The 25,168-nt window shown below is 44.7% G+C and carries 21 protein-coding genes; 1 reads left to right on the forward strand and 20 read right to left on the reverse strand.

What is annotated here, in order from left to right; translation table 11 throughout:
* Nucleotides 1-2 precede the first annotated feature (2 nt).
* The 18 genes from T456_RS0102550 to T456_RS0102635 all read right to left on the reverse strand — a co-directional run bounded on the left by T456_RS0102550 (nucleotide 3) and on the right by T456_RS0102635 (nucleotide 19,284).
* Entirely contained in the window at nucleotides 3-605 is a 603-nt protein-coding gene (locus T456_RS0102550) for a hypothetical protein (RefSeq protein WP_024864788.1), read from the reverse strand.
* Nucleotides 602-1,261, reverse strand: coding sequence for an HAD family hydrolase (locus T456_RS0102555; protein WP_035800961.1), 660 nt, complete (start codon nucleotides 1,259-1,261; stop codon nucleotides 602-604). Before T456_RS0102555 ends, T456_RS0102550 begins: the two co-directional genes overlap by 4 nt.
* Nucleotides 1,262-1,273: 12 nt before the next feature.
* Nucleotides 1,274-2,002, reverse strand: coding sequence for a pseudouridine synthase (locus tag T456_RS0102560; RefSeq protein ID WP_081748963.1), 729 nt, complete (start codon nucleotides 2,000-2,002; stop codon nucleotides 1,274-1,276).
* A gap of 11 nt (nucleotides 2,003-2,013) precedes the next feature.
* Nucleotides 2,014-3,084, reverse strand: a complete 1,071-nt coding sequence (locus T456_RS0102565; protein ID WP_024864791.1) for an N-acetylmuramoyl-L-alanine amidase family protein — start codon at nucleotides 3,082-3,084, stop codon at nucleotides 2,014-2,016.
* Nucleotides 3,085-3,180: 96 nt separating this feature from the next.
* Entirely contained in the window at nucleotides 3,181-3,885 is a 705-nt protein-coding gene (locus tag T456_RS0102570; protein WP_024864792.1) for a hypothetical protein, read from the reverse strand.
* A gap of 18 nt (nucleotides 3,886-3,903) precedes the next feature.
* Complete coding sequence (gene coaD / locus T456_RS0102575; protein WP_024864793.1) at nucleotides 3,904-4,389, reverse strand: pantetheine-phosphate adenylyltransferase; 486 nt, start codon at nucleotides 4,387-4,389, stop codon at nucleotides 3,904-3,906.
* On the reverse strand, nucleotides 4,386-4,943 hold the full coding sequence (gene rsmD, locus T456_RS0102580; protein ID WP_024864794.1) for a 16S rRNA (guanine(966)-N(2))-methyltransferase RsmD: 558 nt from the start codon (nucleotides 4,941-4,943) through the stop codon (nucleotides 4,386-4,388). The genes coaD and rsmD overlap by 4 nt, the downstream gene beginning before the upstream one ends.
* Nucleotides 4,940-7,177 carry a DNA gyrase/topoisomerase IV subunit A gene (locus T456_RS0102585; protein WP_024864795.1) on the reverse strand — a complete coding sequence of 746 codons (2,238 nt, stop codon included), beginning with the start codon at nucleotides 7,175-7,177 and terminating at the stop codon, nucleotides 4,940-4,942. The genes rsmD and T456_RS0102585 overlap by 4 nt, the downstream gene beginning before the upstream one ends.
* A gap of 13 nt (nucleotides 7,178-7,190) precedes the next feature.
* The gene (locus T456_RS0102590; RefSeq protein ID WP_024864796.1) at nucleotides 7,191-9,113 is read right to left on the reverse strand and encodes a DNA gyrase/topoisomerase IV subunit B; all 1,923 of its coding nucleotides are present in this window, start codon (nucleotides 9,111-9,113) and stop codon (nucleotides 7,191-7,193) included.
* Between the two features lie 43 nt (nucleotides 9,114-9,156).
* Nucleotides 9,157-10,026 (reverse strand): DegV family protein, encoded by an 870-nt coding sequence (locus T456_RS0102595; RefSeq protein WP_024864797.1) that lies wholly within the window; start codon nucleotides 10,024-10,026, stop codon nucleotides 9,157-9,159.
* A gap of 69 nt (nucleotides 10,027-10,095) precedes the next feature.
* Nucleotides 10,096-12,165 carry an ATP-dependent DNA helicase RecG gene (gene recG / locus T456_RS0102600; protein WP_024864798.1) on the reverse strand — a complete coding sequence of 690 codons (2,070 nt, stop codon included), beginning with the start codon at nucleotides 12,163-12,165 and terminating at the stop codon, nucleotides 10,096-10,098.
* A 62-nt stretch (nucleotides 12,166-12,227) separates the two neighbouring features.
* Entirely contained in the window at nucleotides 12,228-14,021 is a 1,794-nt protein-coding gene (locus T456_RS0102605) for a DAK2 domain-containing protein (protein WP_024864799.1), read from the reverse strand.
* 29 nt (nucleotides 14,022-14,050) lie between these two features.
* Complete coding sequence (locus T456_RS0102610; RefSeq protein WP_024864800.1) at nucleotides 14,051-14,413, reverse strand: Asp23/Gls24 family envelope stress response protein; 363 nt, start codon at nucleotides 14,411-14,413, stop codon at nucleotides 14,051-14,053.
* Between the two features lie 183 nt (nucleotides 14,414-14,596).
* A complete protein-coding gene (gene rpmB, locus T456_RS0102615) occupies nucleotides 14,597-14,782 on the reverse strand; it encodes a 50S ribosomal protein L28 (protein WP_024864801.1) in 186 nt (61 codons plus the stop codon).
* Between the two features lie 136 nt (nucleotides 14,783-14,918).
* Complete coding sequence (locus T456_RS0102620) at nucleotides 14,919-15,335, reverse strand: hypothetical protein (protein WP_024864802.1); 417 nt, start codon at nucleotides 15,333-15,335, stop codon at nucleotides 14,919-14,921.
* Nucleotides 15,335-16,099 (reverse strand): sigma factor, encoded by a 765-nt coding sequence (locus T456_RS0102625; protein WP_024864803.1) that lies wholly within the window; start codon nucleotides 16,097-16,099, stop codon nucleotides 15,335-15,337. The genes T456_RS0102620 and T456_RS0102625 overlap by 1 nt, the downstream gene beginning before the upstream one ends.
* Before the next feature lie 9 nt (nucleotides 16,100-16,108).
* Nucleotides 16,109-16,996 (reverse strand): hypothetical protein, encoded by an 888-nt coding sequence (locus T456_RS0102630; RefSeq protein ID WP_024864804.1) that lies wholly within the window; start codon nucleotides 16,994-16,996, stop codon nucleotides 16,109-16,111.
* Between the two features lie 2 nt (nucleotides 16,997-16,998).
* Entirely contained in the window at nucleotides 16,999-19,284 is a 2,286-nt protein-coding gene (locus tag T456_RS0102635; protein ID WP_024864805.1) for a transporter substrate-binding domain-containing protein, read from the reverse strand.
* A 139-nt stretch (nucleotides 19,285-19,423) separates the two neighbouring features.
* Here T456_RS0102635 and T456_RS0102640 point away from each other — a divergent pair, with 139 nt between their 5' ends.
* Nucleotides 19,424-23,695 carry a 2-hydroxyacyl-CoA dehydratase gene (locus T456_RS0102640; RefSeq protein WP_024864806.1) on the forward strand — a complete coding sequence of 1,424 codons (4,272 nt, stop codon included), beginning with the start codon at nucleotides 19,424-19,426 and terminating at the stop codon, nucleotides 23,693-23,695.
* A gap of 79 nt (nucleotides 23,696-23,774) precedes the next feature.
* On the opposite strand, the gene T456_RS0102645 is transcribed toward T456_RS0102640, so the two are convergent.
* A complete protein-coding gene (locus tag T456_RS0102645) occupies nucleotides 23,775-24,257 on the reverse strand; it encodes a hypothetical protein (protein WP_024864807.1) in 483 nt (160 codons plus the stop codon).
* A gap of 64 nt (nucleotides 24,258-24,321) precedes the next feature.
* The gene (locus tag T456_RS0102650; RefSeq protein WP_024864808.1) at nucleotides 24,322-25,158 is read right to left on the reverse strand and encodes a polysaccharide deacetylase family protein; all 837 of its coding nucleotides are present in this window, start codon (nucleotides 25,156-25,158) and stop codon (nucleotides 24,322-24,324) included.
* Nucleotides 25,159-25,168 lie beyond the last annotated feature (10 nt).

Consider the following 25,168-nt stretch of genomic DNA (forward strand, 5'->3'; position numbering starts at 1 on the left):
CCTCACAAGGATATGGACAAAAGAACTGACGCAGGAGTCTCCAATGTTCCGGGAACCCATGCATCTTCTATGGCTTTGGGATCGATGTTTCTGTCTGCGCGAAGCTTCTCCAACTGATCAAGTCTTTCGCAGTACTTATCAATATTGTTAAAAAGCTTTATGCTGTAATCCGAATATCCGATCTGGGCCATCATCTTTTTAACATGCTTCTCAAGATCTGAGGCATCAAAGCTGTCATCATCACTGTAAAGACAGATGTTCTTATCAAGAACAGTGGATGCATGAACGTTGAAGTTCTTGTCGTAGGAGGTTATCACATGATCGTAGTGAATAAGCAGATCCCCGCAGTGCTTTAAGATCTTGTCGTGGTCTTCGTCCTTGCAAAAACCGGCCCGCAGAAACATTATCATGTTAACTGCACTAAGGCCTGCAGGCAGACAGCATAAAGCTGCGATTATACTTAATACATTCTTCTGGGATCCGAAAATGATAAGTCCTGCCACAAAGAATCCTACAGCTATTGCAAGCATGATAAGCGTTCTTATGACAGCAGCCTTTCTGCGGTATTTGACGTATCCGAATTCCCCTTTATATACTTTCTTCATATCAAAAATCCCCGGTAATCTTCAATATAGCAATCGGCCAGCTCCTTCTTCAGATCATCGCTGTGCCTGGAATAATCATCACTTACGGCAACAACAGTCATACCTGCGTTCTTGCCGGCTCTTATACCGTCCACAAGGTCCTCGAAAACAAGGCACTTCGAGGGCTCCGCTCCAAGTTCATCCGCTACAGCAAGATAAACATCGGGGGCGGGTTTGCCTTTAAGAATCTCAGTCCCTGACTTAACGCTTCCAAATCTACCTTTTATCCCGTGGGAAGCAAGGACCTGTTCAATAAGCTCCGTGGAATTGCTTGATGCAATGCCAAGCTTAATATTTTTATCATCGCAAAGCCCAAGGAACTCAAATACTCCTTCCTTTAAAGGAACTTCATTAGTATATTTGTCCCAGGCCATTCTGTTCCAGTCATCGCCGATCTGCTCAATGGAATCTTCTATGCCGAATCTTTCTTTAAAGTACTCTGCGGTCTCTATAAAGCTCCTTCCTCCGATATCCTTCTGAAGTGTGTCAGGAGCTTCTATTCCGTGCTTTTTAAGATATTCTATATCAATGGCCTTCCACATCCACATGGAATCAACCAAAGACCCGTCAAGGTCAAAAATCACTGCTTCAAAATCATCCAAATGTATATTATTCATTCACAAATACCGTTATTTCTTAAGATTATCTATTTCCTCTTGTGTAAGAGGCCTGTACTCACCGGGCTCAAGCTCTTCATCAAGAACAAGACTTCCCATGGAAAGCCTTTTAAGGAATACCACTTCATTTCCCACAGCCTCAAGCATTCTCTTGACCTGGTGGAATCTGCCTTCTCTTATGGTGAGATGGATCACGGGATTTCCCTCTTCATCCTCTCCCATTAAAAGAACTTTCGCAGGAAGGGTCTTGTCCGGGGAGCCGTCGTTTCTTTTGTCCCCGATATCAATGCCTTCCTCAAGCCGGGAAATATCCCGTTCCGACAGGTCTTTGGCAATATGCACCTCATAGACCTTGTCCACGTGCTTTTTGGGAGAAAGGAGCCTGTGAATAAGCTCTCCGTCGTCTGTAATAAGAAGAAGCCCCTCGGTATCAATATCCAGCCTTCCGCAGGGGCTTAGATCCTTAACATTCTCATCTTTGAGAATATCGATCACGGTCATGGTCCGCCCGTCCTTGGTGGAACTCACAACCCCGTCGGGCTTATTGAGCATATAGTAGTGGAATTTACTGTAGGTAAGCTCAATGTCATCAAAGGCGATAACATCTGTCTCCGGATTGATGTGTATATCTGCCTTGGAGGCAACTCCTCCGTTGACTTTGCATCTGCCGTTCTTTACATATTCTCTTATCTGTTTACGGGTTCCGATATTCTGGTCCCCAAGAAATTTATCTAGTCTCAATATTCTTACCTTTAGTAGTTAAAAGAGCCTGTGACCTGCACGGGAGTGCTCTCACTCATTTTCTCGTAATTGTTGTAGGATCTGCAGACTACAACAGGATTATTTGTTCCCGAGGGAACTTTGATATTAAAGGACTGGGTATCCTTGGTTCTGTCCCACATCTGAAGGGTGCAGAACGTCCTGCCTCCATCGTAGCTGTAGCTGAAATATATAACAGGGCTCTGGCTGTCGTGGGTGGTCATCTCCACCAGAATATTTCCGCTGGCGGCATCCTGGGCAAGAACCTTTATGCTGCAGGTCTCAGGTCCTGTCTCATCCTGATATAACCTGCCATAGGGTTTCTTGGCATGAGTATAGGTAAAGCCTGTGTAATCTGCTCCCGTTGCTGTAGATTTAAGATTAAAATACTTGGCAATGGCAGTAGCGTCTGAAACAGCCAGTTTATTGATAAATCCGCTTGTTCTTAAGAGCGATACATCATAATCATGATCAAGATATGCATGTTCCATTATGACACAGGGAACGCCTCTTTCAACGCATCCACGGATGATCCCGTAGTAGTCCTGTCCCTTGCTGCCGATCTTGGTTTTAACACCCTTTTGATAAAGTCCAAGCTTATTCCACTCGCCGGACACGATGCGTCCGAAATCAGTGCCCTTTTGATAATAATTGCCAAAGGTGGAGGTCCATACCTCTGAGCCATAAAATTCATGCTCATTGGAGGCATTAAAATGAATACTGAATACAAAATCAGCACCCACATTCTTGGCGTACTGAGCTCTGCTGTCCAGACTTAAGATGGTGTCCGTGGTTCTGGTAAGAAGAACGGTTACATTGTCATATTTTTCCAATTCGGCTTTGAGAGCTGTTGCAAGCTGCAATGTCAGTTCTTTTTCGGAAAAACCGTTGTACTGGGCCCCAAGATTCCTGTCGCCTACACCGCCGTGACCAGGGTCGATCACAATGGTGATGGGGGTTGCGGCCTTGGCCTTAACAGGAACAGCAGTAAACGCTGTAAGGATCATAACTAACATGCTTACCGATACCATTAAAACGGAAAGTATTCTTCTCCCAGTCTTCATCCGGATTCGTCTCCATTCTTTCACAATGAGTTTTGCACAATGGTTATTATCAAAAAAGCTGTCGCAATCTGCGGCAGCTTTTGTTTTTCTGTAGGATCAGCCAAGCATATCGAGATTTATACCCTCGCCCTGACCGGCATCAGATCCGCCGTTACCGCTTTTGGAAGATCCGCCGGATGTAGGCTGTGATACAGCTGTGGGCGGATTAAGGTCGGCACGGTTTGACTTGATAACCTCGCTATACTGTGTAAGAGCTGACAGAATGTCATCGTTATTGGCTGCAACCTCTTTAATGGCCTCCTGACTGCTCTGCTTTATGGATTCAATGATATTCTCGTTGTGCTTGTTGGTGACATCCATTGACTGATTGATAATGGACTCAACATCAGCAAGAAGCTGGTCTGTATAAGCAACAGCCGCAGCCTTCATGTCATTGGCCTCTTTCATGGCATCATCAAGAATTCCCTGAGCCCTTGTTGCTGCCTGAGAAATAAGGTCATTGGCCTGAGCATAGGCCTGCTGCATGATCTCGTGTTCATTTATAAGCTCATTGGTATGAGCTGTTGCCTCTTCGATAAGCTCCTGAGCCTTCTTCCTGGCGTCATTGAGGATGGCTTCCTTGTTGCTGATGATCTTCTGATATCTCTTGATCTCATCGGGAGTCTTGCTTCTAAGCTCTCTTAAAAGCTCGTCGATCTCCTCCTTGTTGACAATGATCTTGGTCTGAGAAAGAGGCTGAGGCTTACAGTTATCTATATAGGTCTCAATCTCATCAATAAGCTGTTCTATTCTGCTGGTCATAGGATTGTCCCCCAAACTTTATTTATGTCCGAACTTTTTGTAGAGTCTGTCGGCAACGGATTCAGGAACGCAAGGGGTTATATCACCGTTATAACTTGCGATCTCCTTTACTACAGAACTGCTAAGATATGAATATATCAGGCTCGTTGTAAGGAATACCGTGTCAACCTTGTTATGTGAAAGCTCTTTGTTGGTCTGCGCTATCTGGAGCTCATACTCAAAATCTGTGATCGCTCTAAGTCCCCTGATCACGATATGAATATTCTCCTTGTTACAGTAATCAATGAGCAGACCGTCAAAGGACTCAATCCGCACATTATCAAGGTCTTTCAGACTTTCCTCTAACATTTTAACACGTTCATCAAGGGTAAACAATGGAGTTTTAGCGGAATTGCACATGACAGCCACTATAACTTCATCAAACATCAGGGATGCGCGCTTTATGATATCCAGATGTCCGTAAGTTACGGGGTCAAAGCTTCCCGGGTAAACAGCAACCTTCATCCGTTCTCCTTTCTGTAGAGAAATACGTGCTTGTTGGTCTTATAGTTCTTCTCTCTTCTGACTTCCAGTCCATAGCCTTCAGCAAAAGAAAAGTCCATATCCCCGGCACTCTCTACAATGATCATGGTGTTCTTTGTCACATAAGGCATCTGCGCAAGCTGTGACAGAGTTCTCTCATACAGTTCCCCGTGGTAGGGCGGATCCACAAAGATAATGTCCACCTCTTCCTCATGGATATTCCTAAGGCCCAGGACAACATCCTGTTTGAGGACAGTAGATACCTCCTCAAAATGTGTGGTCTTAAGGTTCTGCAAAATGCACTTATAGGCATTTTGGGCATTTTCGATAAAATATGCCCTGTTTGCACCTCTTGAAAGAGCCTCTATTCCGATTCCGCCGCTGCCTGCAAAAAGGTCGACAAACACCGCTCCCGGAACCTGATTCTGTATCATGTTAAACAGAGTCTCTTTGATCCTGTCCTGTGTGGGCCTTGTATCATTGCCATCCGGCGTAACAAGGCGAAGCCTTCTGGCACTTCCGGCTATTACTCTCATACTCTCACCTTTGTTCCCTTTGTATCTCTGCCTGTCACCTTAAGGTGCCCTAATGACAGCTCTTTTCCGTTATGTTCTATCACCTTATTCTCCATGTCTTCCAGGTAAAAGACATCACGAACAAAGTCATTCTTAGTAAGACGCATACCTCTTACGCCGACTGCCGCCTTTTTCTTCTCGGGAACCTGCTCTATAAGGAAACGCAGGAAATATCCCTCATTCGATCTAAGGATCACTGTTTTCTGGGTGTGAAGGATCTCAACACTTACAACCTCATCACCATCCATAAGTTTGGTTGCGGCTACTGTCCTCTTGGATACGTCAAACTCTCCGCCGTCCACTATCTTCATCATGGACATCTTGGTGGTAAACAGTATCCTGAAGAGATTAAGGTCAGACTGGCTGGCAGCCATGACGATCATCTCCTTGGAGGTATCGAAATTACTTACATTATCAAGAGGTACACCCTTGTCACGCATCTTGCACTGAGGAAGATCCATGGCCTTCACAGTGTGGAGGTTACCTGTGTTGGTAAAGAAGCATACCTTTCCGGTGTTCTTCATGACAAAGGAGAACCTGAATTCATTCTCAATGGTCTCTTTGTTCTTTTCATAGGTGTTGACATCAATGGTCTTTGCATAGCCGAATCTGTCCATGATAAAGGCAACATCTGTCTCTTCTACGGGCTTCTCCTCGTATACGGCAGTTTCTCTGTTGTCGATCTCGGTACGCCTCGGTCTCTGATACTCCTTCTTGATCTTAAGAAGCTCATCCTGAATGACCATGGACATTGAGTCGTGGCTCTCAAGAATATCCTCGTATCTGAAAATATTGGCAACAGTCTGCTGATGCTCCTTGATAAGGGCTTCAAGCTCAAGACCAATGAGTTTATAAAGCCTCATCTCCAGAATAGCATCAGCCTGTGCTTCTGTAAAAAGAAGCTGTGCGGCCATAGCCTTGGATTCTCTTGACTTGAAGTTAATGCCTTCTGTATTGCCGTTTACAAGGCAGTCCTTGGCCATTGCTCTGTCCTTGGAGCCTCTTAATATCTCGATTACAAGGTCTATAACATTGCAGGCCTTGATAAGGCCTTCCTGAATCTCTTTCTTATTCTGTTCCTTCTGAAGAAGATTCTGATATTTCCTTGTGGTGATCTCAAACTGGAAGTCGGCACAGGCTCTCATGATCTCGCGAAGAGACATGGTCTCGGGCCTTCCGTTGTCAATGGCCAGCATGTTCACACCAAAGGTGTCCTCCAGCTTGGTCTTCTTGTAGAGAAGGTTTGTGAAGTTCTCAATATCCGTATCCTTCTTGAGCTCTATAACGATACGGATTCCCTCCTTCGAAGACTGGTTCGAAATATCCACGATGTCATTGGTGATCTTCTTCTCGGCAAGCTCGGCTACATCTGCCATAAATTTGCCGATACCCATACCTATCATGGTATAGGGGATCTCTGTGATAACAAGGTTTGTATGTCCGCTCTTGCCCTTTTCGACCTCTACCTTGCCCCTGATCTTGATCTTGCCGGTTCCGGTCTCATAAATGGAAAGAAGCTCATCCTTGTTTATGACAACTCCTCCGGTGGGGAAATCAGGGCCTTTCACGTATTTCATAAGGTCCTTCGTTGTCAGGGTGTCGTCCTTCATAAAGGCGATCTCGGCATCTATTACCTCCGCAAGATTGTGAGGAGGTGTGCTGGTTGCCATACCTACCGCGATACCCTCTGATCCATTAATGAGGAAATTGGGAATCTTTACCGGCAGTACCGATGGCTCTTTTTCCGTCTCATCAAAGTTGGGCAGGAAGTCCACTACGTTCTTATCAAGGTCTTCAAGGAAATTCTCCTGGGTAATCTTGGAGAGCCTTGCCTCTGTGTAACGCATGGCGGCTGCACCGTCGCCCTCGATATTGCCAAAGTTTCCGTGACCGTCAACAAGAGGAATGGCCTTTTTGAAGTCCTGGGTCATTACCACAAGACACTCATAGATGGAGCTGTCACCGTGGGGATGATATTTACCCATGGTATCGCCCACGATTCTGGCGCTCTTTCTGTAGGGCCTGTCGTATCTGATGCCAAGTTCATACATATCGTAGAGGGTTCTTCGCTGAACGGGCTTAAGTCCATCCCTTATATCCGGAAGGGCTCTTGCGATGATAACGCTCATGGCATAGTCGATAAAGGACTTCTGCATTACCTCGGAATATTCGGTTCGTATGATTCTGTCTTCCATATTTATCTCCGGTTTATACGTCTAAATCAGCATCTGTCGCATGCTGATGAATGAATTCTCTTCTGGGTGGTACATCCACGCCCATCAAAAGCTCTGTCATCTGAGAAGCCATCTTGGCATCCTCGATCTCCACAAGCTTAAGAAGTCTTCTCTCGGGGTCAAGGGTGGTCTCCCAGAGCTGCTCGGGATCCATCTCACCAAGACCTTTGTATCTCTGCAGAGTAAAACTTGTTTTGTGGGTCTTCCTGTACTTTGCAAGCTCTGAATCGTCATACAGATACTCTTCCTTGCCTCTTGAAGGCATAGCCTTATAAAGAGGAGGCATTGCAAGATACACATGTCCCTGATAAATAAGTTCAGGCATGAATCTGTAGAAAAGAGTCAGCAAAAGCGTGGAGATATGCTCACCGTCCACGTCCGCATCCGCCATGATGATGATCTTGTCGTAGCGAAGCTTGGCTATATCAAAGTCGTTGCCGTAACCTTCGGAAAATCCGCAGCCGAAAGCATTGATCATGGTCTTGATCTCGGCATTGGCCAAAACTTTGTCGATACTGGCCTTCTCAACGTTAAGTATCTTACCTCTAATGGGCAGGATTGCCTGATAATTACGGTCTCTTGCCATCTTGGCGCTGCCGCCGGCGGAATCTCCCTCTACTATGAAGATCTCACACTTGGAAGCGTCCTTACTGATGCAGTTAGCCAGCTTTCCGTTGGAATCAAAGGAATACTTCTGCTTGGTGAGCATGTTGGTCTTGGCTTTTTCCTCTGTCTTACGGATCTTGGCTGCCTTCTCCGCGCAGCCTATGATGGCCTTCAAAGTCTCAAGATTACGGTCAAAAAATCTTGTGACTTCATCTCCGGTAACCTGGGAAACTATCTTGGCTGCATCCTGGTTGTCCAGCTTGGTCTTGGTCTGTCCCTCAAATCTGGGATCCGGGTGCTTGATGGAAACCACGGCTGTCATACCGTTTCTTACGTCGGTTCCGGTAAAATTGTTGTCCTTATCCTTGAGGATATTGAGTTCACGGGCATATTGATTGATAAGGTTCGTGAACATGGTCTTAAAGCCGGTAAGATGAGTACCGCCTTCGGCGTTGTAAATGTTATTACAGAATCCCAGAACTTCTTCGTGGAACTCGTTCACATACTGGAAGGCAACCTCTACCTCTACGCCCTCGCTCTCTCCGGAAAAAGAGACAACGTCGCAGACCGGTTCCTTGGACTTGTTCATGTCACGGATAAAACCTGTTATTCCGTCAGGCTCATGAAACTCTATATACTCCTCAACACCGGGCCTTTTGTCCTCGAAAATAATGGTAAGTTCGGGATTGAGATATGCAGTCTCATGAAGCCTTGATTTAATGTCGTCTTCACGGAATCTGGTCTTCTCAAAAATAGTGTCATCGGGAAGGAAATTGATGGTGGTACCGGTTTCCTTTGTTGTTCCCACGGGCTTAAGAAGTCCTCCCTCAAGCTCTGTTGTGGGATATCCACGTTCATAGCTGTCTTCATAAATGAAGCCGTCTCTTTTAATACGGACATTCATCCTTGCTGAAAGCGCGTTAACAACGGAGGAGCCTACACCGTGCAAACCTCCGCTGGTCTTATACGAATTATTGTCAAATTTACCGCCTGCATGGAGCATGGTAAGAACCACACGCTCAGCTGTAATACCCTTAGCGTGCATACCGACAGGAATGCCTCGGCCGTTATCTTCTACGGTAGCAGAGCCGTCGGCTTCCAAAGACACATGGATCCTGGAGCAGAAACCCGCCAGATGTTCATCCACCGCGTTGTCCACGATCTCATATACAAGGTGATTGAGTCCCCTTGTGGTAACACTTCCGATGTACATTCCCGGCCTTTTACGAACTGCCTCGAGTCCTTCAAGGACGGTAATGCTGGAAGCGCCATATTGTTCCTGTGTTGCCATTTAAATAACCCCTTTATACTTAATTCACACCACTCCCGTGGTCTTAGAAATGAACTTTCCTTGTAACGGTTACGGCCAAAGCGCCGGGTCCGATGTGGCAGGCAACCGATAAAGACAGAGGATCAAGGTGCATCTCGTGACCCGGGAATGCCGCCTCAACTTCCTTCTTCCATTCTGTTGCTGCATCTAAATTATTGGTATAGGCACCTGCAATCCAGAAATCTCCGGCTTCCATGCCTCCAAATCTGTTCTCGATATCAGCCTTGATGGCATTTATCATAATGCTCTTGCCCTGAGCTGTAGTCCTTGCCTTTGCAAAAGCATCAAGCTTCTCGCCCTGTATCTGAAGAACGGGTTTAAGACGAAGAAGTGTACCCAGCGCAGCAGCTGCAGGAGTAATTCTTCCGCCTTTCTTAAGGTAATGGAGAGTGTCCAGCATGATATAGATACTGGATTCGAATTTGGTGTCCATAAGCTTACTTACGATATCTTCCGCAGAAAGCCCGGCATCAGCCATAGCCTTGGCATCGAGAGCCGATTGCCTCTGTGTAACCGAGATTCTCTGGTTGTCTACCACGAATACCTTGCCCTCATACTCCTCACGGGCGATCATAAAGGCGCTCTGGCAGGCTCCCGAAAGGCCGCTGCTCATGGGAATATAGATGATCTGGTCATATTCCTTAAGAGTGTTGTCCCACAGGGTCATAAGAGAGTCCGGAGTGGGCTGACTGGTGGAAACATTGGCATCCTGGGCCAGCTTCTCGTAAAACTCCTGCTGAGTTAAATTGATATCCTCGAAATAATCCTCATCGTTGATCATAAAGGGCATTGGAACCACGAATATACCAAGTTCCTGTCCCTGCTTCTGAGTTATTCCGCTGTTACTGTCCGTGATGATAGCAATCTTTGACATAACACCAATATCGACAAAATGCCGACAATCCTCCTATTTTCTACCTAATTACATACAATAATCTTACTTTTATAAAGTAGTAAAGTCAACAAAATTTGCAGATTTTGTACTAAGGAGCCCTCTTAATACATTATATTGTGGAGATGACAGATCAGGGTCCTCTGATAGTATCCTGTCAGCATCATTTGCGGCAGCCTTGATAAGGTCGCTGTCGTGATATATATCCCCTATCCTGAAGATCATCTCTCCGCTTTGCCTTACTCCGAAAAGATCTCCGGGGCCTCTCTGCCTCAAATCCTCCTCGGCGATCTTAAAGCCGTCATTGGACTTGTTCATAATACCAAGCCTTTGTGCAGCTTCCTCGCTGTCTGAACTGTTGATAAAAATACAGTAGGACTGATTCTCGCCTCGTCCTACACGGCCCCTCAGCTGATGAAGCTGTGAAAGCCCGAATCTCTCCGAATTTTCAATCATCATAACTGTGGCATTTGGAACATTGATACCTACCTCTATAACCGTTGTGGAGACCAGTACATCAATATCTTTTGCCGCAAAAGCTTCCATTATCCTGTCCTTAACAGCAGGCTTCATCCGTCCGTGCAGCACCTCAACCCTTATGGAATCCGGAAGGGCTGCCTTAAGCTTCTGGGCATAATCCGTTACATTCTCAACCCCGTCCAGTTCTCCCTCTTCCACCATGGGACATATCACATAGGCCTGTCTTCCCTGTTCAACCTGATCCTTAATGAATTTATAGGCTGTAGGCCTGTAGGAGGTTCCCACCACGCAGTTCTTTATGGGGAGTCTTCCCTTTGGCATCTCATTGATCACTGAAATATGCAGATCTCCGTAGAGAATAATTGCAAGAGTTCTCGGGATCGGCGTAGCACTCATGGCAAGAACGTGGGTATTCATTCCTTTTCCCGCCAGAGCTTCACGCTGCCTTACTCCGAATCTGTGCTGTTCATCGGTCACAACAAGAGCCAGGTTCTTGTAATTAACCTTTTCCTGAATCAATGCATTGGTGCCGATTATGCAATTAACTTCTCCTTCGCTTATCTGCCGCTGAGCTTCCTTCTTGTCCTTAGCAGACAAAGCTCCGGTAAGAAGCACGGGCTTAAGGTTTACAAGCCCGTATTTTTCTATCATTTCCTTAAAGCCTTCAAAATGCTGGGCCGCCAGAACTTCCGTTGGTGCCATCAAAGCTCCCTGATACCCGTTTGCTGCCGCGGTCAAAAGAGCCATCATTGCCAGGATGGTCTTGCCAGAGCCCACGTCTCCCTGAATGAGCCTGTTCATTACACTCTTTCCCGAAAGGTCATTCATAATATCATTCCAGGCATCACTTTGGGCTTTGGTAAGCTTGTAGGGCAGCTTTTCAAGAAGTCTTTTTACATCCGCAACTTCCATCATCACTGCAGTATTCTCAATGGTTTCCGAACTGAGCTTTAAGAGCCTTAGCCTTAACAAAAATGCAAGGAACTCATTATACGCAAGTCTTCTTCTGGCTCTTTCCAGGATCTCTTCATCAGCCGGGAAATGAATGCCTCTTGCTGCCTCAAAATAAGACATAAGGCCAAGACTTTTAAGAAGATTTTCAGGAACGGTTTCTTCCATTTTCCCGACATTTTTAAAAGCCTGCTCCACGGCCTTGATAACCGCATTATTGGTAAGGCCCTTGGTGAGCGGGTACCTTGGCCACAATGTTCCCATCAGGGAATTATATTCCTCGGGTTTTATCATTTTGGGATGATCCATGGAAAAGAAATTGCCCTTTTTACGGACAACTCCTCTGAAAATATAGGTAGTTCCGCTTTTGATGGAACTTGCAAGATATGGGGCGTTAAAGAAGGTCATCTTAACTCTGCCTGTCTGATCTGCCGCCTCAAAGGCCACTATAGACAGATTGCGGACATGACGTCTTGTGACATTTCCGATAATGGTAAGTCTGCAGCTGTTTACAATGCCTTCCTTAAGATCGCAGGCCCTTACGGGAGCTTCATATTTATCATATCCCCTGGGGTAATATGTAATAAGGTCGCCGCATGTATATATGCCGCACTTATTAAAGAGCTTGGCGGTTTTGTCGCCAATCCCCTTCAGGCCGGTTATGTTTTCGCTAAGATAAACGTTACTCACTCTAGCCCCCAATAAAAACTAAACCGGACACTGATGGTCCGGCTTAGAGATAGTTTTAATGATTATTCTGCAGAAACAATGTAGTAATAGATGGGCTGTCCGCCATACTGAAGGTCAACATCGCAGGAAGGATATTCCTTGGAAACCTTCTCTCTTAAAGCTTCGGCGCTGCTCTCCTCAACCTCATCACCGTAGTAGATACTGATGAGCTCCAGGTCTTCATTCATCATCTTGCCTATCATGTCAAAAGTAACATCTGCAATATCGCTTCCGACACCGAGGATACCGGAATCACCGATTCCCATGTAATCGCCCTGTTTGATGGCAACATCATCTATCATTGTATCTCTGACAGCATAGGTTACTTCACCGGTCTTTACTGTAGAAAGAGATTCTGTCATTGCTGCCACATTATCTTCAACAGCTACATCAGGTACATAATTGATGATAGCTGTGATACCCTGAGGAACTGTCTTTGAAGGAACAACGATGATCTTCTTGTTATCATCACTGTCTTCAGACATTATCGCTGCCTGGTTGGCTGCCAGGATAATGTTCTTGTTGTTGGGAAGAACAATTACAGTGTCAGCATTTACCTTGGCTACTGCATCAAGGATATCTGCTGTACTGGGGTTCATTGTCTGACCGCCTTCTATAACATAGTCAACACCAAGTCCTCTGAATATCTCAGCAAGACCGCCTCCGGCGCAGACAGTAACAAATCCCACATCTTTTCTGGGAAGAGCTTCCTCCGGAACTGTATCCTCGGGAGCTGAGTCCATATCTACCTTGTCACCAAGAGGGATCTCATCACCTGCTGAATATGTAGGTGTAAGTTCGGCGGCGCCGTTGATCTCTGTCTGTATCTCTGACCAGGAGCCGTCTGCATTCTCATGGAAGAGCTTCTCTCTGTGCTCCATCCACATGTTATCAATCTTCATATTGGAAAGCTGACCGTACATGAGAGCTCTCTGGATTGCAAGTCCGGGATCGTTGGAGTGAACGTGGACCTTACAGATCTCATCATCAGCCACCATAACGATACTGTCTCCGATAGACTCAAGGAATCCCTTGAAATCAATCTCCTGCTTTACATTTAAAGGCTTGTTAAGAAGAACAATAAACTCTGTACAATAGCCAAACTTGATGTCCTCCTCTGTCTGAGCCTGACCTTTTGATTTGATCCTTGCTCCGGGAGTTACATCATCTTCATGGATTGAAAGATCTATCTCTTTGCCAAGGAAGCCGTCAAAAGCGCCTTTAAGTACCTGAACAAGACCCTGTCCGCCTGAATCCACAACGCCTGCCTGCTTAAGAACAGGGAGCATATCGGGAGTCTTGGCAAGAACTTCCTCTGCATATTTGATAACTTCTTCGCAGAACTGCTTGATATCATCGCAGCCTTCCATTGCAAGCTCATGAGCCTTCTCACTTGCGCCCTTGGCAACGGTAAGGATTGTTCCTTCCTTGGGCTTCATAACAGCCTTGTAGGCAGTCTCTACAGCCTTATCAAAAGCCTGTGAAAGAACATTTACATTTATCTCATCGTGCTCTTTAACAACCTTTGTAAAGCCTCTAAGAAGCTGTGAAAGGATAACTCCTGAGTTACCTCTTGCGCCTCTTAAAGAACCTGAAGAAATAGCCTTGCAGATTGCCTCCATATTGGCACTGTCACCAAGACCCTGAACCTCTTTGGCTGCTGACATGATAGTCATGGTCATGTTTGTTCCTGTATCACCGTCGGGAACAGGGAACACATTCAGCTCGTTGATCCATTCTTTTTTGGCGTCAAGATTCTTAGCACCGCTAAGAAACATCTTGGCAATCAGCTTTGCATCAATAGCATTATTACTCAAAACAAAATCCTCCTGAACTTAGAAATCGATCAATCAATGACACGGACGCCCTCGACATAGATGTTAATCTTTTCGATTTCAAGCCCCGTAAACTCTTCTACTTTGTATTTAACGTTATCAATAAGGTTGTTGGATACAGCTGAAATGCTAACGCCGTAAGCAACAATAACATGAAAGTCCAGCTTAAGCTTATTGTTCTGATCAAGAGATACATTGATTCCTCTTGTCATAGAATCAAGCTTCAGAAGACTAACCAGTCCATCTTTAACATTAACGTTGGCCATTCCGACAATACCGAAGCACTCCATGGCAACTGCGCCAGCATACTGGGCAATAACTTCATTGTCAATTGAGATATTTCCCATGTGAGTATTCATTGAAGAACTCTTCATGTTTATCCTCCTTTAATTGCCATTTTTTAAACGAACTCAAAAAGCCGCATACTTTTGTTATTATAATATCAGTTTCCAAAAAAATAAACCATTATTTTTTATTGCAGTCCACTAATTAAATTGTAGACTGTAATGGAAATAAAAAATCGTCCGGCGTTAACCGGACGATCATAAGTCTTAAGATTAAGCTCTCTCAACTTTGTTGGATCTAAGGCAGCTTGAACAAACGTGCATTCTCTTTGTAGCTCCGTTAATCTTAACTGCTACGTGCTGAACGTTAGACTTCCAAACTCTGTTAGATCTTCTATGAGAATGGCTTACGTTGTTTCCGAAATGAACGCCCTTGCCACAAACTTCACATTTAGCCATTTTGACACCTCCTTATAAGCCATGTAATCAATTCTGATAGCAATTTAGTGCGGATTTTTCCGCAACATTGATATATTATCAAATAAATTCTAATATTGCAAGCAAAATCTTAAAAAAACCATATTTTTTAATACTTTTAAATTGAAAATGCAAAAAGAGCCAGCTTGGAAAGTACCAGTTCCCTGACGATCATTCCCTGACTTTCCTTCTCACTGACAGGGATTTTCACAAGCTGTTCTATGGTAAGAAGCTTTTCTTTAAATCCCTTTTCACGTTTTGAGGGATCCTTGTAGAGAACCACTCTTACTCTGGCCTTCAGCTGTTTATAGACCTCATAATCGAAGCCTTCCTTTTCCATATAATAGAGGTGGCTCTCCAATGTGGTGTCATAGTCCACGCTGTCCTTTAGATATTTGGTTATAACGGACTTGAATTTAAAAGGGACATTCTCGTTGTCAAGAAGATATCTGTAGCTGCTTCGGCATCCAAAGTAATGTCTCTCTATATCCTGCATGTAATATTTAAAATCATTTTCTCCGGAGATACCGTACATTACTTCTTCTTATCCTCGCCGCTTTCAAGGTCTTCTATATTATCCCCGCTGAATTTAATGGCCGTTCTGATCTTGTCCTCATCCCAACCGGTTTCTTCCATAAGTTCTGCTACCGTCACCTTTCTTCTTAGGTCCTCCGACAGCTCTTTTGCCTTATCCGCAACTTCCTGGACGAGCTTAAGAACCTTCTGTTGTCCCGCATCTTCTGCAAGATTGTCTTCTATAACAGCTTCCATGGCATCAAGCATCATTTTATAAAGGAAGCTCTCCACCTCATCAGGCTCACCCACTGCATCAAGCATGGTAACGCCTCTTGTAAGGGCCACATTGCCTTCTCCGATAAGGTCTTCAAGGTAAACGCCCTGCTCGGTATACATTCTGGCGACATCCACCACCAAGGGCAGATAATTGTTTATAAGCTTCTGCTGAGCATCCCTGTCTCCGGCGATTGCAGCCATTGAGACAGCTCTTTTCTCTCCGTCAGATAAAACAGGAAGGTCCTTTAATTCCTTGAGGTACTCTTCAAGGTAGTTAGTCTCTTCCTCCGTAAGGTCGTCTTCTATCTCTGCGGGGGCATCGATACCAACCTTATGTTTCTCAAGATAGTCAAAAACCATGGCCATCTGTGAGTCATCAAGCTCAAGCTCCGAGAAGGCATCCATAACCTCCTGCTTTGAGATGACATTTTTATTCTCTCTTGCAGTCCTTGTCACAAACTTAAGGATCTGTGCAAACTCTTTTTCCTTATTCTCTAAATTACCCATAATATCCTCTTATTGAACGTGCTGATGTGTGAAAAGATGATCCTGGCAGTACTCATAATTGCCGTTGCACTTGGAGCAGAAACGGAATTCAAGATTTGGATTGTCCTTCTCTGTCCTGCCGCAAACAGCACATTTATGCCTTGTAACTCCGGGAGGTGCCATCTTTACATTTCTCTTAAACTCCTGCCTGCGCTTAATCTCTTTGGGATTAAGGTGACTTGCTCTGCCGGTTGACAGATAAAACAGGAAAAGATTTATGAACTGTGAAAGGATCGCAAAAAGCACTCCGTAAACGCCCTGGATAAGTCCTGTGTAGATAGCATCAAAGGCAAGGAAAGCTGCGTATATGATTCCAAGCCACTTAACCTTAACAGGAATAATGAACATGAGAAGCAGCTGCATATCAGGATAACTGATGGCAAAGGTCAGAAATACCGCCATCTGAATATAATATGTAGAAAAGATCGGTGCCATAAATCCTGAATATGCCGCAAGCAGCGCACCGTTACCTTTAAGTACGATGGCATGCACGCCGAAGGTAACAAATGCTGCAATGATCATGAAAAGAGCTCCGCCAAAGATGAACACATTGTACTTGAATGTGCCGATGGTACGCTCCATGGTGGTTCCGATGAAATAGTAAAGGTACAAGGTAATGATGATCCAGATACTAAGTGCTACGGGAGGGATCAGGATCCAGGTCACAAGACGCCATACCTGTCCGTGAAGTATCTGATACACATCAAGAGTAAGATAATCCGTCAGATTAAAGGGAAGCACTCTTCCAAGAAGCTGAAGAACAAATCCCGCAACATACAGGATCAGTATGTTTCTGGTAAGGTTCGGGATTGCATATTTCCCGAATTTTCGTTCCAGATTATAAAGAAAATTATTCATTGTTAAACCTCTGCGTTTTTAAATATTGATGTAAATACCTCTGTCATTGAGTCGATATCATAGGGCTTTCTGATAACACCTGTGACAATCTTCTCCTCAAGATATTCTTCAAGATCTTCGGTCTCACCGGAGGACAGAACAACAATCGGGATAAGAGCTTTCCCGTCATTATTGAGAGTCCTTATCTTAACGGCATCCTCAAGATCTCTGCCTTCGTTTATGTCCGTATCGATTATGACCGCATCAAAATACCCTTCCGGAGCGGCATTTAATTTATCATAGGCTTCTTTGCCACTGGTTGCAACCTGAATTTCAAAGCCGAACTGCTTTAATATTCTTCCTGTGATCATCTGATTCTGAAGGGTATCCTCAACGATAAGCATGCGCTTACCCCTGAAATGTCTGGAGATGTTTTTGTCTTCTATATGGATCTGACCACTCTCAAACCGGCTCATATTGAGGATATTATTGATGATGCTGCTAAGCTCTCTGCTATAGGAGGATATTTCACCAAGGTATCCCTTGATGGCTGATGCATCCTCGGATTTCCCGGCAAGGTCCACAAGATTGTCCATACTCCTCACGGGATCCCTCATATAGTTGGCCATTTTGTTCACAAATACAAACTTATCCTGATTGGCCTTTTCTATCTCCAACTGAGCTTTTTCCTTCTCGCGAAGTCTCTTTTTATTGAACTTCACATCCCTTATCAGGGCCAAAACAATCAGAACGGCAATGATAAAAGTTGTCAATATGAACACCCAGGAGTACTGATCGTAAAAATCCTTAAAGGTATATACATTCATCTGCTCCGAATATCTGAATGCCATGTTCTGGGCATAGTCATCTCCCATAACACTTATTCCGCGGTTGAGAAGCTTTAACAATCCGCTGTCTCCGATCTTAACTCCAAAGCAGGTGTCATCCTCATAGGGAAGCTGCATGAAGGAAAGATCTTCATAATCATCCTGCCGAAGGAATGAATTGGTCCTTAGTCCGCTTAATGTTGTATAGGAAACCTCGCCCCTGATAACTGCATTAAGGCAGTCCTCGATGGATCTGTATAATTTGATGCTGGAATCGGGATAGTTATTCTTAATGTAGTAATATTGAATCTTATTGTTCTCATTTACGGCAAAATCCATCGCACCGCCGCCCGGATGGTTCTCCTTATATACAAGGTCCGTAAGCGTGGAGGTAAGGGGATCGGATAAAATAAGTCCGTCTTCCTCGGAATAAAACAGTCCGCCGCCCACAGGAAAGGCCACGTCAATCTTTCCTGCATCAACAGCCGCAACCATGTCGTCATAATTATCGAAACCTTCATATGAAAAAGACATGGTGCTGATGCCAAGATCCTTGAACATCTGAGGAAATACCTCGGAAACCATACCTATAGCAGACCCATCCTTATCTGTAGCGCTGAAAGGCAGATAATTATTCAGGTACCCGATATTGATCTGACCGTTATTGGTCAGCCACTCATGCTCTGCACTTGTTAAAGCACGGCTTGAAAGAGATGTGGTGTAATATTTGTTACGTAAAAAGCTAAGATAATCGGGATTATCGGAAAAGAGCTGATCCTGTCCCGCATTCAGATCATCAAGAAGATCAGTTCTTTCCTTATTAACACAAAGATAATAATCGGATTGTCCGAAGGAATAAAGAACCTGCGCGTGATGCCTGTCGTATATTCCGTCAATCTCTGCCGCCATTACATCGATATCTTTTTTGTCAAAGGCAGAAAGAAGGTTCTCATAGTCGTTGTAAGTAACTACATTGCAGATGATTTCCCGCTCTTCAAGAAAACCATTCAGGACTTCAACTATAGCAGAATCCAGAACTCCGATTGTCTTTCCCTGCAGAGTGTTAACATCTCCCGTAATGGAGGCGTCCATCTCATGCTTAACTATACCGTATCTTTCGGAACCCATGGCCCTGTCAGGATAAAGAATAATACCTTCCCTTTCAGGTGTATAGGCAAGCCCGGCAACCAGGTCCACCTCGCCATTAAGAAGCATCTTATAGATAGTCACAAAATCGCCGTATACATACTCATAGTCCCAGCCTGTATACTCGGAAATCTTACGATAGTACTCGTAGGCATAACCTTTCTTGACAGCACCGTCAGAAGCTCCGTCCTCAAAAACTTCATTTTGATAGTAACCTACTCTTACAGGTTTGGGATCATTGGTTGAAGATGCCTTTACTGAAACAGGATAAAGACATAGCAATAGAAATATTCCGATCAGACAAATGGCAGTAAAATTTTTAACTTTTTTAAACATCAGAATTTCCCCTTGTTGTTATCAACAACTATCATAACATATTTGAACTTTTCTGCAATTTCTCTTCGTTGATTTTTAAAACGAGGTGCATTATAATCTTATAGATTGTCATTTTTTAGCACTTTATCGAGGTATTGCAATGATTTCTAAAGATTACACATTAGGTATTGATATCGGTTCCACTACTGTTAAGATCGCAGTTCTTGACAGTGGCAGGAATATTGTCTTTTCGGATTACAAAAGACATTTCGCCAACATCCAGGAGACTCTGGCAGAGCTACTGACCGAAGCCAAAGATTCTGTCGGCAATGTCACACTTCATCCTATCATAACCGGATCCGGCGGACTTACCCTTGCCAAGCACCTTGGAGTTCCATTTGTACAGGAAGTGGTAGCCGTATCAACATCTTTAAAAGAGCTTGCTCCCAAGACCGACGTAGCAATTGAGCTTGGCGGTGAAGATGCCAAGATCATCTACTTTGAGGGCGGCAATGTTGAACAGCGTATGAACGGAATCTGTGCCGGAGGTACAGGATCATTTATTGACCAGATGGCTTCTCTTCTTCAGACAGATGCCACAGGTCTTAATGAGTATGCAAGAAATTACAATTCACTTTATACCATAGCAGCCCGCTGCGGCGTATTTGCAAAGTCTGATATCCAGCCCCTTATTAATGAAGGAGCAACAAAGGAAGACCTTTCCGCTTCCATTTTCCAGGCTGTTGTAAATCAGACAATTTCAGGACTTGCCTGCGGTAAGCCCATCCGCGGGCACGTTGCTTTCCTTGGCGGACCTCTTCATTTCCTTGACCAGCTCAAGGCAGCTTTTGTAAGAACCTTAAGCCTTGATGAAGAGCACACCATCGATCTTGATAATTCACATCTTTTTGCTGCCATCGGTTCAGCCATGAATGCTGAAGAAGACACCTTCTATTCCATGGATGAGATGGTAGATAAGCTTTCCGGCAAGATTGTCATGGAGGCTGAAGTTTCAAGGCTTGATCCCCTCTTTACATCAGAGGAGGATTACAAGGCTTTCAAGTCAAGACAGGACAACTATCGTGTTAAGACAAGAAAGCTTGACGACTATGTAGGAAATGCTTTCCTTGGAATCGATGCGGGCTCCACCACAACAAAGTGTGCACTTATAAGTGAAGACGGAGATCTTCTCTACTCCTTCTATTCAAGCAACAACGGAAGCCCTCTTAAGACTGCCATTTCCTCAATTCAGGAGATCTACAAACTGATGCCCGAGGGAGTTCACATCTCGCGCTCCTGCTCCACAGGTTACGGCGAGGCTCTTCTTAAGTCAGCGCTTCTTCTTGATGACGGAGAGGTTGAAACCATCGCCCACTATAATGCCGCTGCCTTTTTTGACCCTAAGGTAGACTGTATTCTTGATATCGGTGGACAGGATATGAAATGCATCCATATCAAGAACAGCTCCGTTGATTCCGTTCAGCTCAACGAGGCTTGCTCCTCAGGCTGCGGATCCTTTATCGAGACCTTTGCCAAGTCCCTTGATTACAGTGTTCAGGACTTTGCCAAGGTAGCTCTTTTTGCAAAATCACCGGTGGATCTTGGAACAAGATGTACCGTATTCATGAATTCAAGAGTTAAGCAGGCCCAGAAGGAAGGCGCAGATGTTGCCGATATTTCCTCCGGCCTTGCATATTCAGTTATTAAAAACGCTCTGTTTAAAGTTATCAAGGTTTCAGATGCCAAGGATCTTGGAGAGCACATCGTTGTTCAGGGAGGAACCTTCTATAATGATGCCGTTCTTCGCGCCTTTGAGAAGATCTCCGGAGCTGAGGCAATAAGACCTGATATCGCTGGTATTATGGGTGCTTTCGGTGCTGCCCTCATTGCCCGTGAGCGTTTCTTTGAGACCGAAGGCTACAAGACCACAATGCTTTCCATCGACCAGATCAATAACCTTCAGTACTCCACCAGCATGACAACCTGTCAGGGATGTACAAACCACTGCCGTCTTACAATCAACAAGTTTACCGGCGGACGTCAGCACATCTCAGGAAACCGCTGCGAGCGCGGAATCGGCAAGGTTAAGAACGCCGATAACATTCCTAACCTCTATGATTACAAGTATAAGAGGCTCTTTGGCTATAAGCCTCTTGAAGATATTGATGCCAAAAGAGGCAGCGTTGGAATCCCCAGGGTTCTTAATTTCTACGAGAACTATCCCTTCTGGTTCACCTTCTTTACAAAGCTTGGATTCAAGGTTGTTCTTTCACCAAGATCAACACACCAGATCTATGAGCTTGGTATTGAATCCATTCCCAGTGAGTCAGAGTGTTATCCCGCAAAGCTCTCTCACGGTCATGTGGAATGGCTCATAAGGAACAAGGTTGATTTCATCTTCTATCCCGGTCTTTTCTATGAGCGCGAGGAAGTTGAGGGAGCCACAAACCATTACAACTGCCCCATTGTTACTTCCTATTCAGAAAACATCAAGAACAATGTGGAAGCCATAACCGGCGGCCAGATGAAGCTTCGTAACCCCTTCATGGCCTTTACGAACCTTTCTACCGTTACGGAAGCTCTGGTAAAAGAGTTTTCCGAGATCCCTGCTGAGGAGATCATTGCCGCAGCAAAGGATGGCTGGGATGAAATGGCAGCCGCAAGAAAAGATATCCAGATCAAGGGCGAAGAGACCCTTAAATGGATGGAAGAAAACGGAAGGCACGGAATTGTTCTTGCAGGACGTCCTTATCATGTGGATCCCGAGATCAACCATGGTATCCCTGATATGATCTGCTCCTACGGCGTTGCGGTTCTGACAGAGGACAGCATCTCACACCTTGGAAAACCCGAAAGACCTCTTATCGTCTCCGATCAGTGGATGTATCATTCAAGACTTTATGCTGCAGCCAGCTACGTAAGAGAAAGAGACGATCTTGACCTTATCCAGCTCAACTCCTTCGGATGCGGCCTGGATGCAGTTACAACAGATCAGGTAAATGATATCCTTTCAGGCTCTGATAAGATCTATACCTGTCTTAAGATCGATGAGGTAAACAGCCTTGGAAGTGCAAGGATCAGAGTAAGATCTCTTCTTGCAGCGATTCGTGTTAGAAAGCAAAAGAATCAGCAAAGAACCATCAGATCAACTGCCAATAACAGAGTACTTTTCACTGAGGAAATGAGAAAGAATTACACTCTCCTTTGTCCTCAGATGTCGCCCATACATTTCGATATCCTGGAACCTGCCTTTGCTGCCTGCGGCTACAACTTTGTGGTAATGCAGAATGACAACAGGCACGCCATTGATATGGGACTAAAATATGTAAATAATGATGCCTGCTATCCTTCCCTTTGGGTTGTCGGCCAGATCATGGACGAGCTCCATTCCGGCAAATATGACCTTAACAGGACCGCAGTTATCATGTCACAGACAGGAGGCGGCTGCAGAGCCACCAACTATGTGGGCTTTATCAGAAGAGCCTTAAAGAAAGCAGGCATGGAGCAAATTCCGGTTGTATCACTGAACCTTTCCAAGCTTGAGGCTAATCCCGGATTTCACATCAACCTGGAAATGCTTCAAAGAGCTGCTTACGGTGCCATCTTCGGTGACATATTTATGAGATGTGTTTACAGAATGCGTCCTTACGAGAAGATTCCGGGATCAGTAAATGCATGCCACGAGAAATGGAAGGAAGTCTGCAAGGAATTTGTAACCGCTAAGCACATGAGCTTTGGTAAGTTCCAGAAGATCTGCCGTGACATCATTGAAGATTTCGACAGAATTGAGCTTACGGATATTGTTAAGCCCCGTGTTGGAGTTGTAGGTGAGATCCTTGTTAAGTTCGCTCCCGCCGCCAACAACCATCTTGTAGAACTTCTTGAGGCTGAAGGCGCAGAGGCTGTTGTTCCCGATCTTATCGACTTCATGCTCTATTGCTTCTACAATCAGATCTATAAGGCAAAAGAGCTTGGAACCTCCAAGAAGACAGCTGCTTTAATGCGAGTTGCCATCTGGGCTATAGAGAAGCTTAGAAGCGGTGCTGCCAAAGCCTTTGAAAAGAGTAAACATTTCGATCCACCCACAAGCATCTACAAGCTTGTTGAATATGCTAAGCCCATCGTATCAATCGGTAATCAGACCGGTGAGGGATGGTTCCTTACAGGTGAAATGGTTGAGCTTATCATGGAAGGTGCCAACAACATCGTTTGTACACAGCCCTTCGGATGTCTTCCCAACCACGTTGTGGGTAAAGGTGTTATCAAGCAGATGCGCCATATGTATCCCGGCTGCAATATCGTAGCCATCGACTATGATCCCGGCGCTTCCGAGGTTAACCAGCTTAACCGTATCAAGCTGATGCTCTCTACCGCTCAGAAAAAGGTAAGAGAAGAAAATAACGCCGAAGAAAGAAAGGCAGATGCCAGCTAAAGCAAACTTCCGGATTTAACAGGAAGGCATAAAAAAGACCCGCAGCGACAATGCTGCGGGTTTTATGATTCATATCAGTTTATTTAAGTTTAGCGTTAAGTCTCTCAATCGCATCCTCATGGCGCTGGATAGCATAGATTGCTGATTTGATCTTGAGCTCAACAGCCATCTTCTTTTCATGGATCTCATTGGACTTTGCATAGTAATCCAGAATGCTGTCATCTTCAACTTCCAGGAATTTGTCTGCAATACATCCCGGAAGAACAAACTTCTTAACAACATCGGAGAACTTAACCTCTATGTATTTGCCGTCCTGCTTGCTGATGACGCCCTCACCGAACTTCTTGTGAGATACCTTCATCTTAAGGGCAGACTTCTCGCCAAGAGCAGCCTCTTCTTTTTCAAGGCCCTTAAGCTCCTCCTCAAGACGAACCTGTTCTGCCTGAAGCTCTTCAATCTTTTTAGCGTTCTCGTCAAGCATTTCCTTGGTCTTTTTCGTAGGTTTTTTCTTAAGATCAGAGTTCTTTACTTCAACGTCATCGTTTTCAATATTAAGAGGCATAGGGGTTTCTCCTTTTTGAAAATTAACGACTTAACATATATATTTTAACTTATTAAAATGAAAATTACAACTCTGTTGTAGCTCCCCCTTTAAGCTCCACGGACTTCTTATCCACTTCCAGCCATACACTTTTTGCGTTTGGATTGTAGGCGAAATCCCCGTCAACAGAGACTTGCACGCGACTTACATCGTCAAGGTAATCAACGATCTCAATATTGGTGGCGTACCATATATCCGATTTGTTTCCAATCTTTTTAGAAAATTTTTCGATTATATTCCAGTTATCATCCCGGTCAAATTCATAGCTGTGTCCCCATACATAGAGCATATAAAGATACTGGGTTTTATGGAATTTAATGAACTCCTTGTAGATATCCTCGAAGGCCTCATCACCATGCCTGCAGGTTGGATTCCAGCGAAGGTAATCAGAAGGAAGATCAAAAGAGTGTGTGGCATTGACGGTTCTTGCATGTCTGATGCCGCAGGCCTTAAGAGCATCCACAACCTCATCGGAAAAAGAACCGTTTGGGTAAGCAAGGCCTCTTACGGTATAGCCCATAACCTCTTCCAGTGCTCTTCTGTCCTCAATAACCTGTCTTACTATCTGCTCCTTGGGGCATCTTGCTATAGTTGGATGGGTTACGCTGTGACAGGCAACCTCGTGTCCTGCATAGAGCTTTTTATACTCCGAAAGAGGGATTCTCTCATCGTAGTCATGTTTAAAAGTCTCTTTTTCCAGCCCTGAATTGACATTGAAGGTTCCCTTTATTCCATACTCATTAAACAGCTCCACAAGTCTTCTGTCGGGTATTTTGCCGTCATCGTAACTTGTGGTCAGTACCTTATGTTTTCCTTCGGGAAAACAGGTATAGATCTTGCGGAGTTTCTTAGATTTGGCCATAGCTGTCTCC

This window comes from Butyrivibrio sp. FCS014 (genome assembly GCF_000526935.1).
Lineage (GTDB): Bacteria > Bacillota > Clostridia > Lachnospirales > Lachnospiraceae > Butyrivibrio.

What these genes read in the sequence shown, in the direction of transcription:
- T456_RS0102610 (WP_024864800.1), bottom strand. Translation starts at nt 14,413, where the DNA reads ATGAAGAGTTCTTCAATGAATACTCACATGGGAAATATCTCAATTGAC.
- T456_RS0102625 (WP_024864803.1), bottom strand. Translation starts at nt 16,099, where the DNA reads ATGGGTAATTTAGAGAATAAGGAAAAAGAGTTTGCACAGATCCTTAAG.
- T456_RS0102595 (WP_024864797.1), bottom strand. Translation starts at nt 10,026, where the DNA reads ATGTCAAAGATTGCTATCATCACGGACAGTAACAGCGGAATAACTCAG.
- T456_RS0102635 (WP_024864805.1), bottom strand. Translation starts at nt 19,284, where the DNA reads ATGTTTAAAAAAGTTAAAAATTTTACTGCCATTTGTCTGATCGGAATA.
- T456_RS0102550 (WP_024864788.1), bottom strand. Translation starts at nt 605, where the DNA reads ATGAAGAAAGTATATAAAGGGGAATTCGGATACGTCAAATACCGCAGA.
- coaD (WP_024864793.1), bottom strand. Translation starts at nt 4,389, where the DNA reads ATGAAGGTTGCTGTTTACCCGGGAAGCTTTGACCCCGTAACTTACGGA.
- T456_RS0102645 (WP_024864807.1), bottom strand. Translation starts at nt 24,257, where the DNA reads ATGCCTCTTAATATTGAAAACGATGACGTTGAAGTAAAGAACTCTGAT.
- T456_RS0102640 (WP_024864806.1), top strand. Translation starts at nt 19,424, where the DNA reads ATGATTTCTAAAGATTACACATTAGGTATTGATATCGGTTCCACTACT.
- T456_RS0102650 (WP_024864808.1), bottom strand. Translation starts at nt 25,158, where the DNA reads ATGGCCAAATCTAAGAAACTCCGCAAGATCTATACCTGTTTTCCCGAA.
- T456_RS0102585 (WP_024864795.1), bottom strand. Translation starts at nt 7,177, where the DNA reads ATGGAAGACAGAATCATACGAACCGAATATTCCGAGGTAATGCAGAAG.
- T456_RS0102590 (WP_024864796.1), bottom strand. Translation starts at nt 9,113, where the DNA reads ATGGCAACACAGGAACAATATGGCGCTTCCAGCATTACCGTCCTTGAA.
- rsmD (WP_024864794.1), bottom strand. Translation starts at nt 4,943, where the DNA reads ATGAGAGTAATAGCCGGAAGTGCCAGAAGGCTTCGCCTTGTTACGCCG.
- T456_RS0102555 (WP_035800961.1), bottom strand. Translation starts at nt 1,261, where the DNA reads ATGAATAATATACATTTGGATGATTTTGAAGCAGTGATTTTTGACCTT.
- T456_RS0102565 (WP_024864791.1), bottom strand. Translation starts at nt 3,084, where the DNA reads ATGAAGACTGGGAGAAGAATACTTTCCGTTTTAATGGTATCGGTAAGC.
- T456_RS0102620 (WP_024864802.1), bottom strand. Translation starts at nt 15,335, where the DNA reads ATGTACGGTATCTCCGGAGAAAATGATTTTAAATATTACATGCAGGAT.
- T456_RS0102630 (WP_024864804.1), bottom strand. Translation starts at nt 16,996, where the DNA reads ATGAATAATTTTCTTTATAATCTGGAACGAAAATTCGGGAAATATGCA.
- T456_RS0102570 (WP_024864792.1), bottom strand. Translation starts at nt 3,885, where the DNA reads ATGACCAGCAGAATAGAACAGCTTATTGATGAGATTGAGACCTATATA.
- rpmB (WP_024864801.1), bottom strand. Translation starts at nt 14,782, where the DNA reads ATGGCTAAATGTGAAGTTTGTGGCAAGGGCGTTCATTTCGGAAACAAC.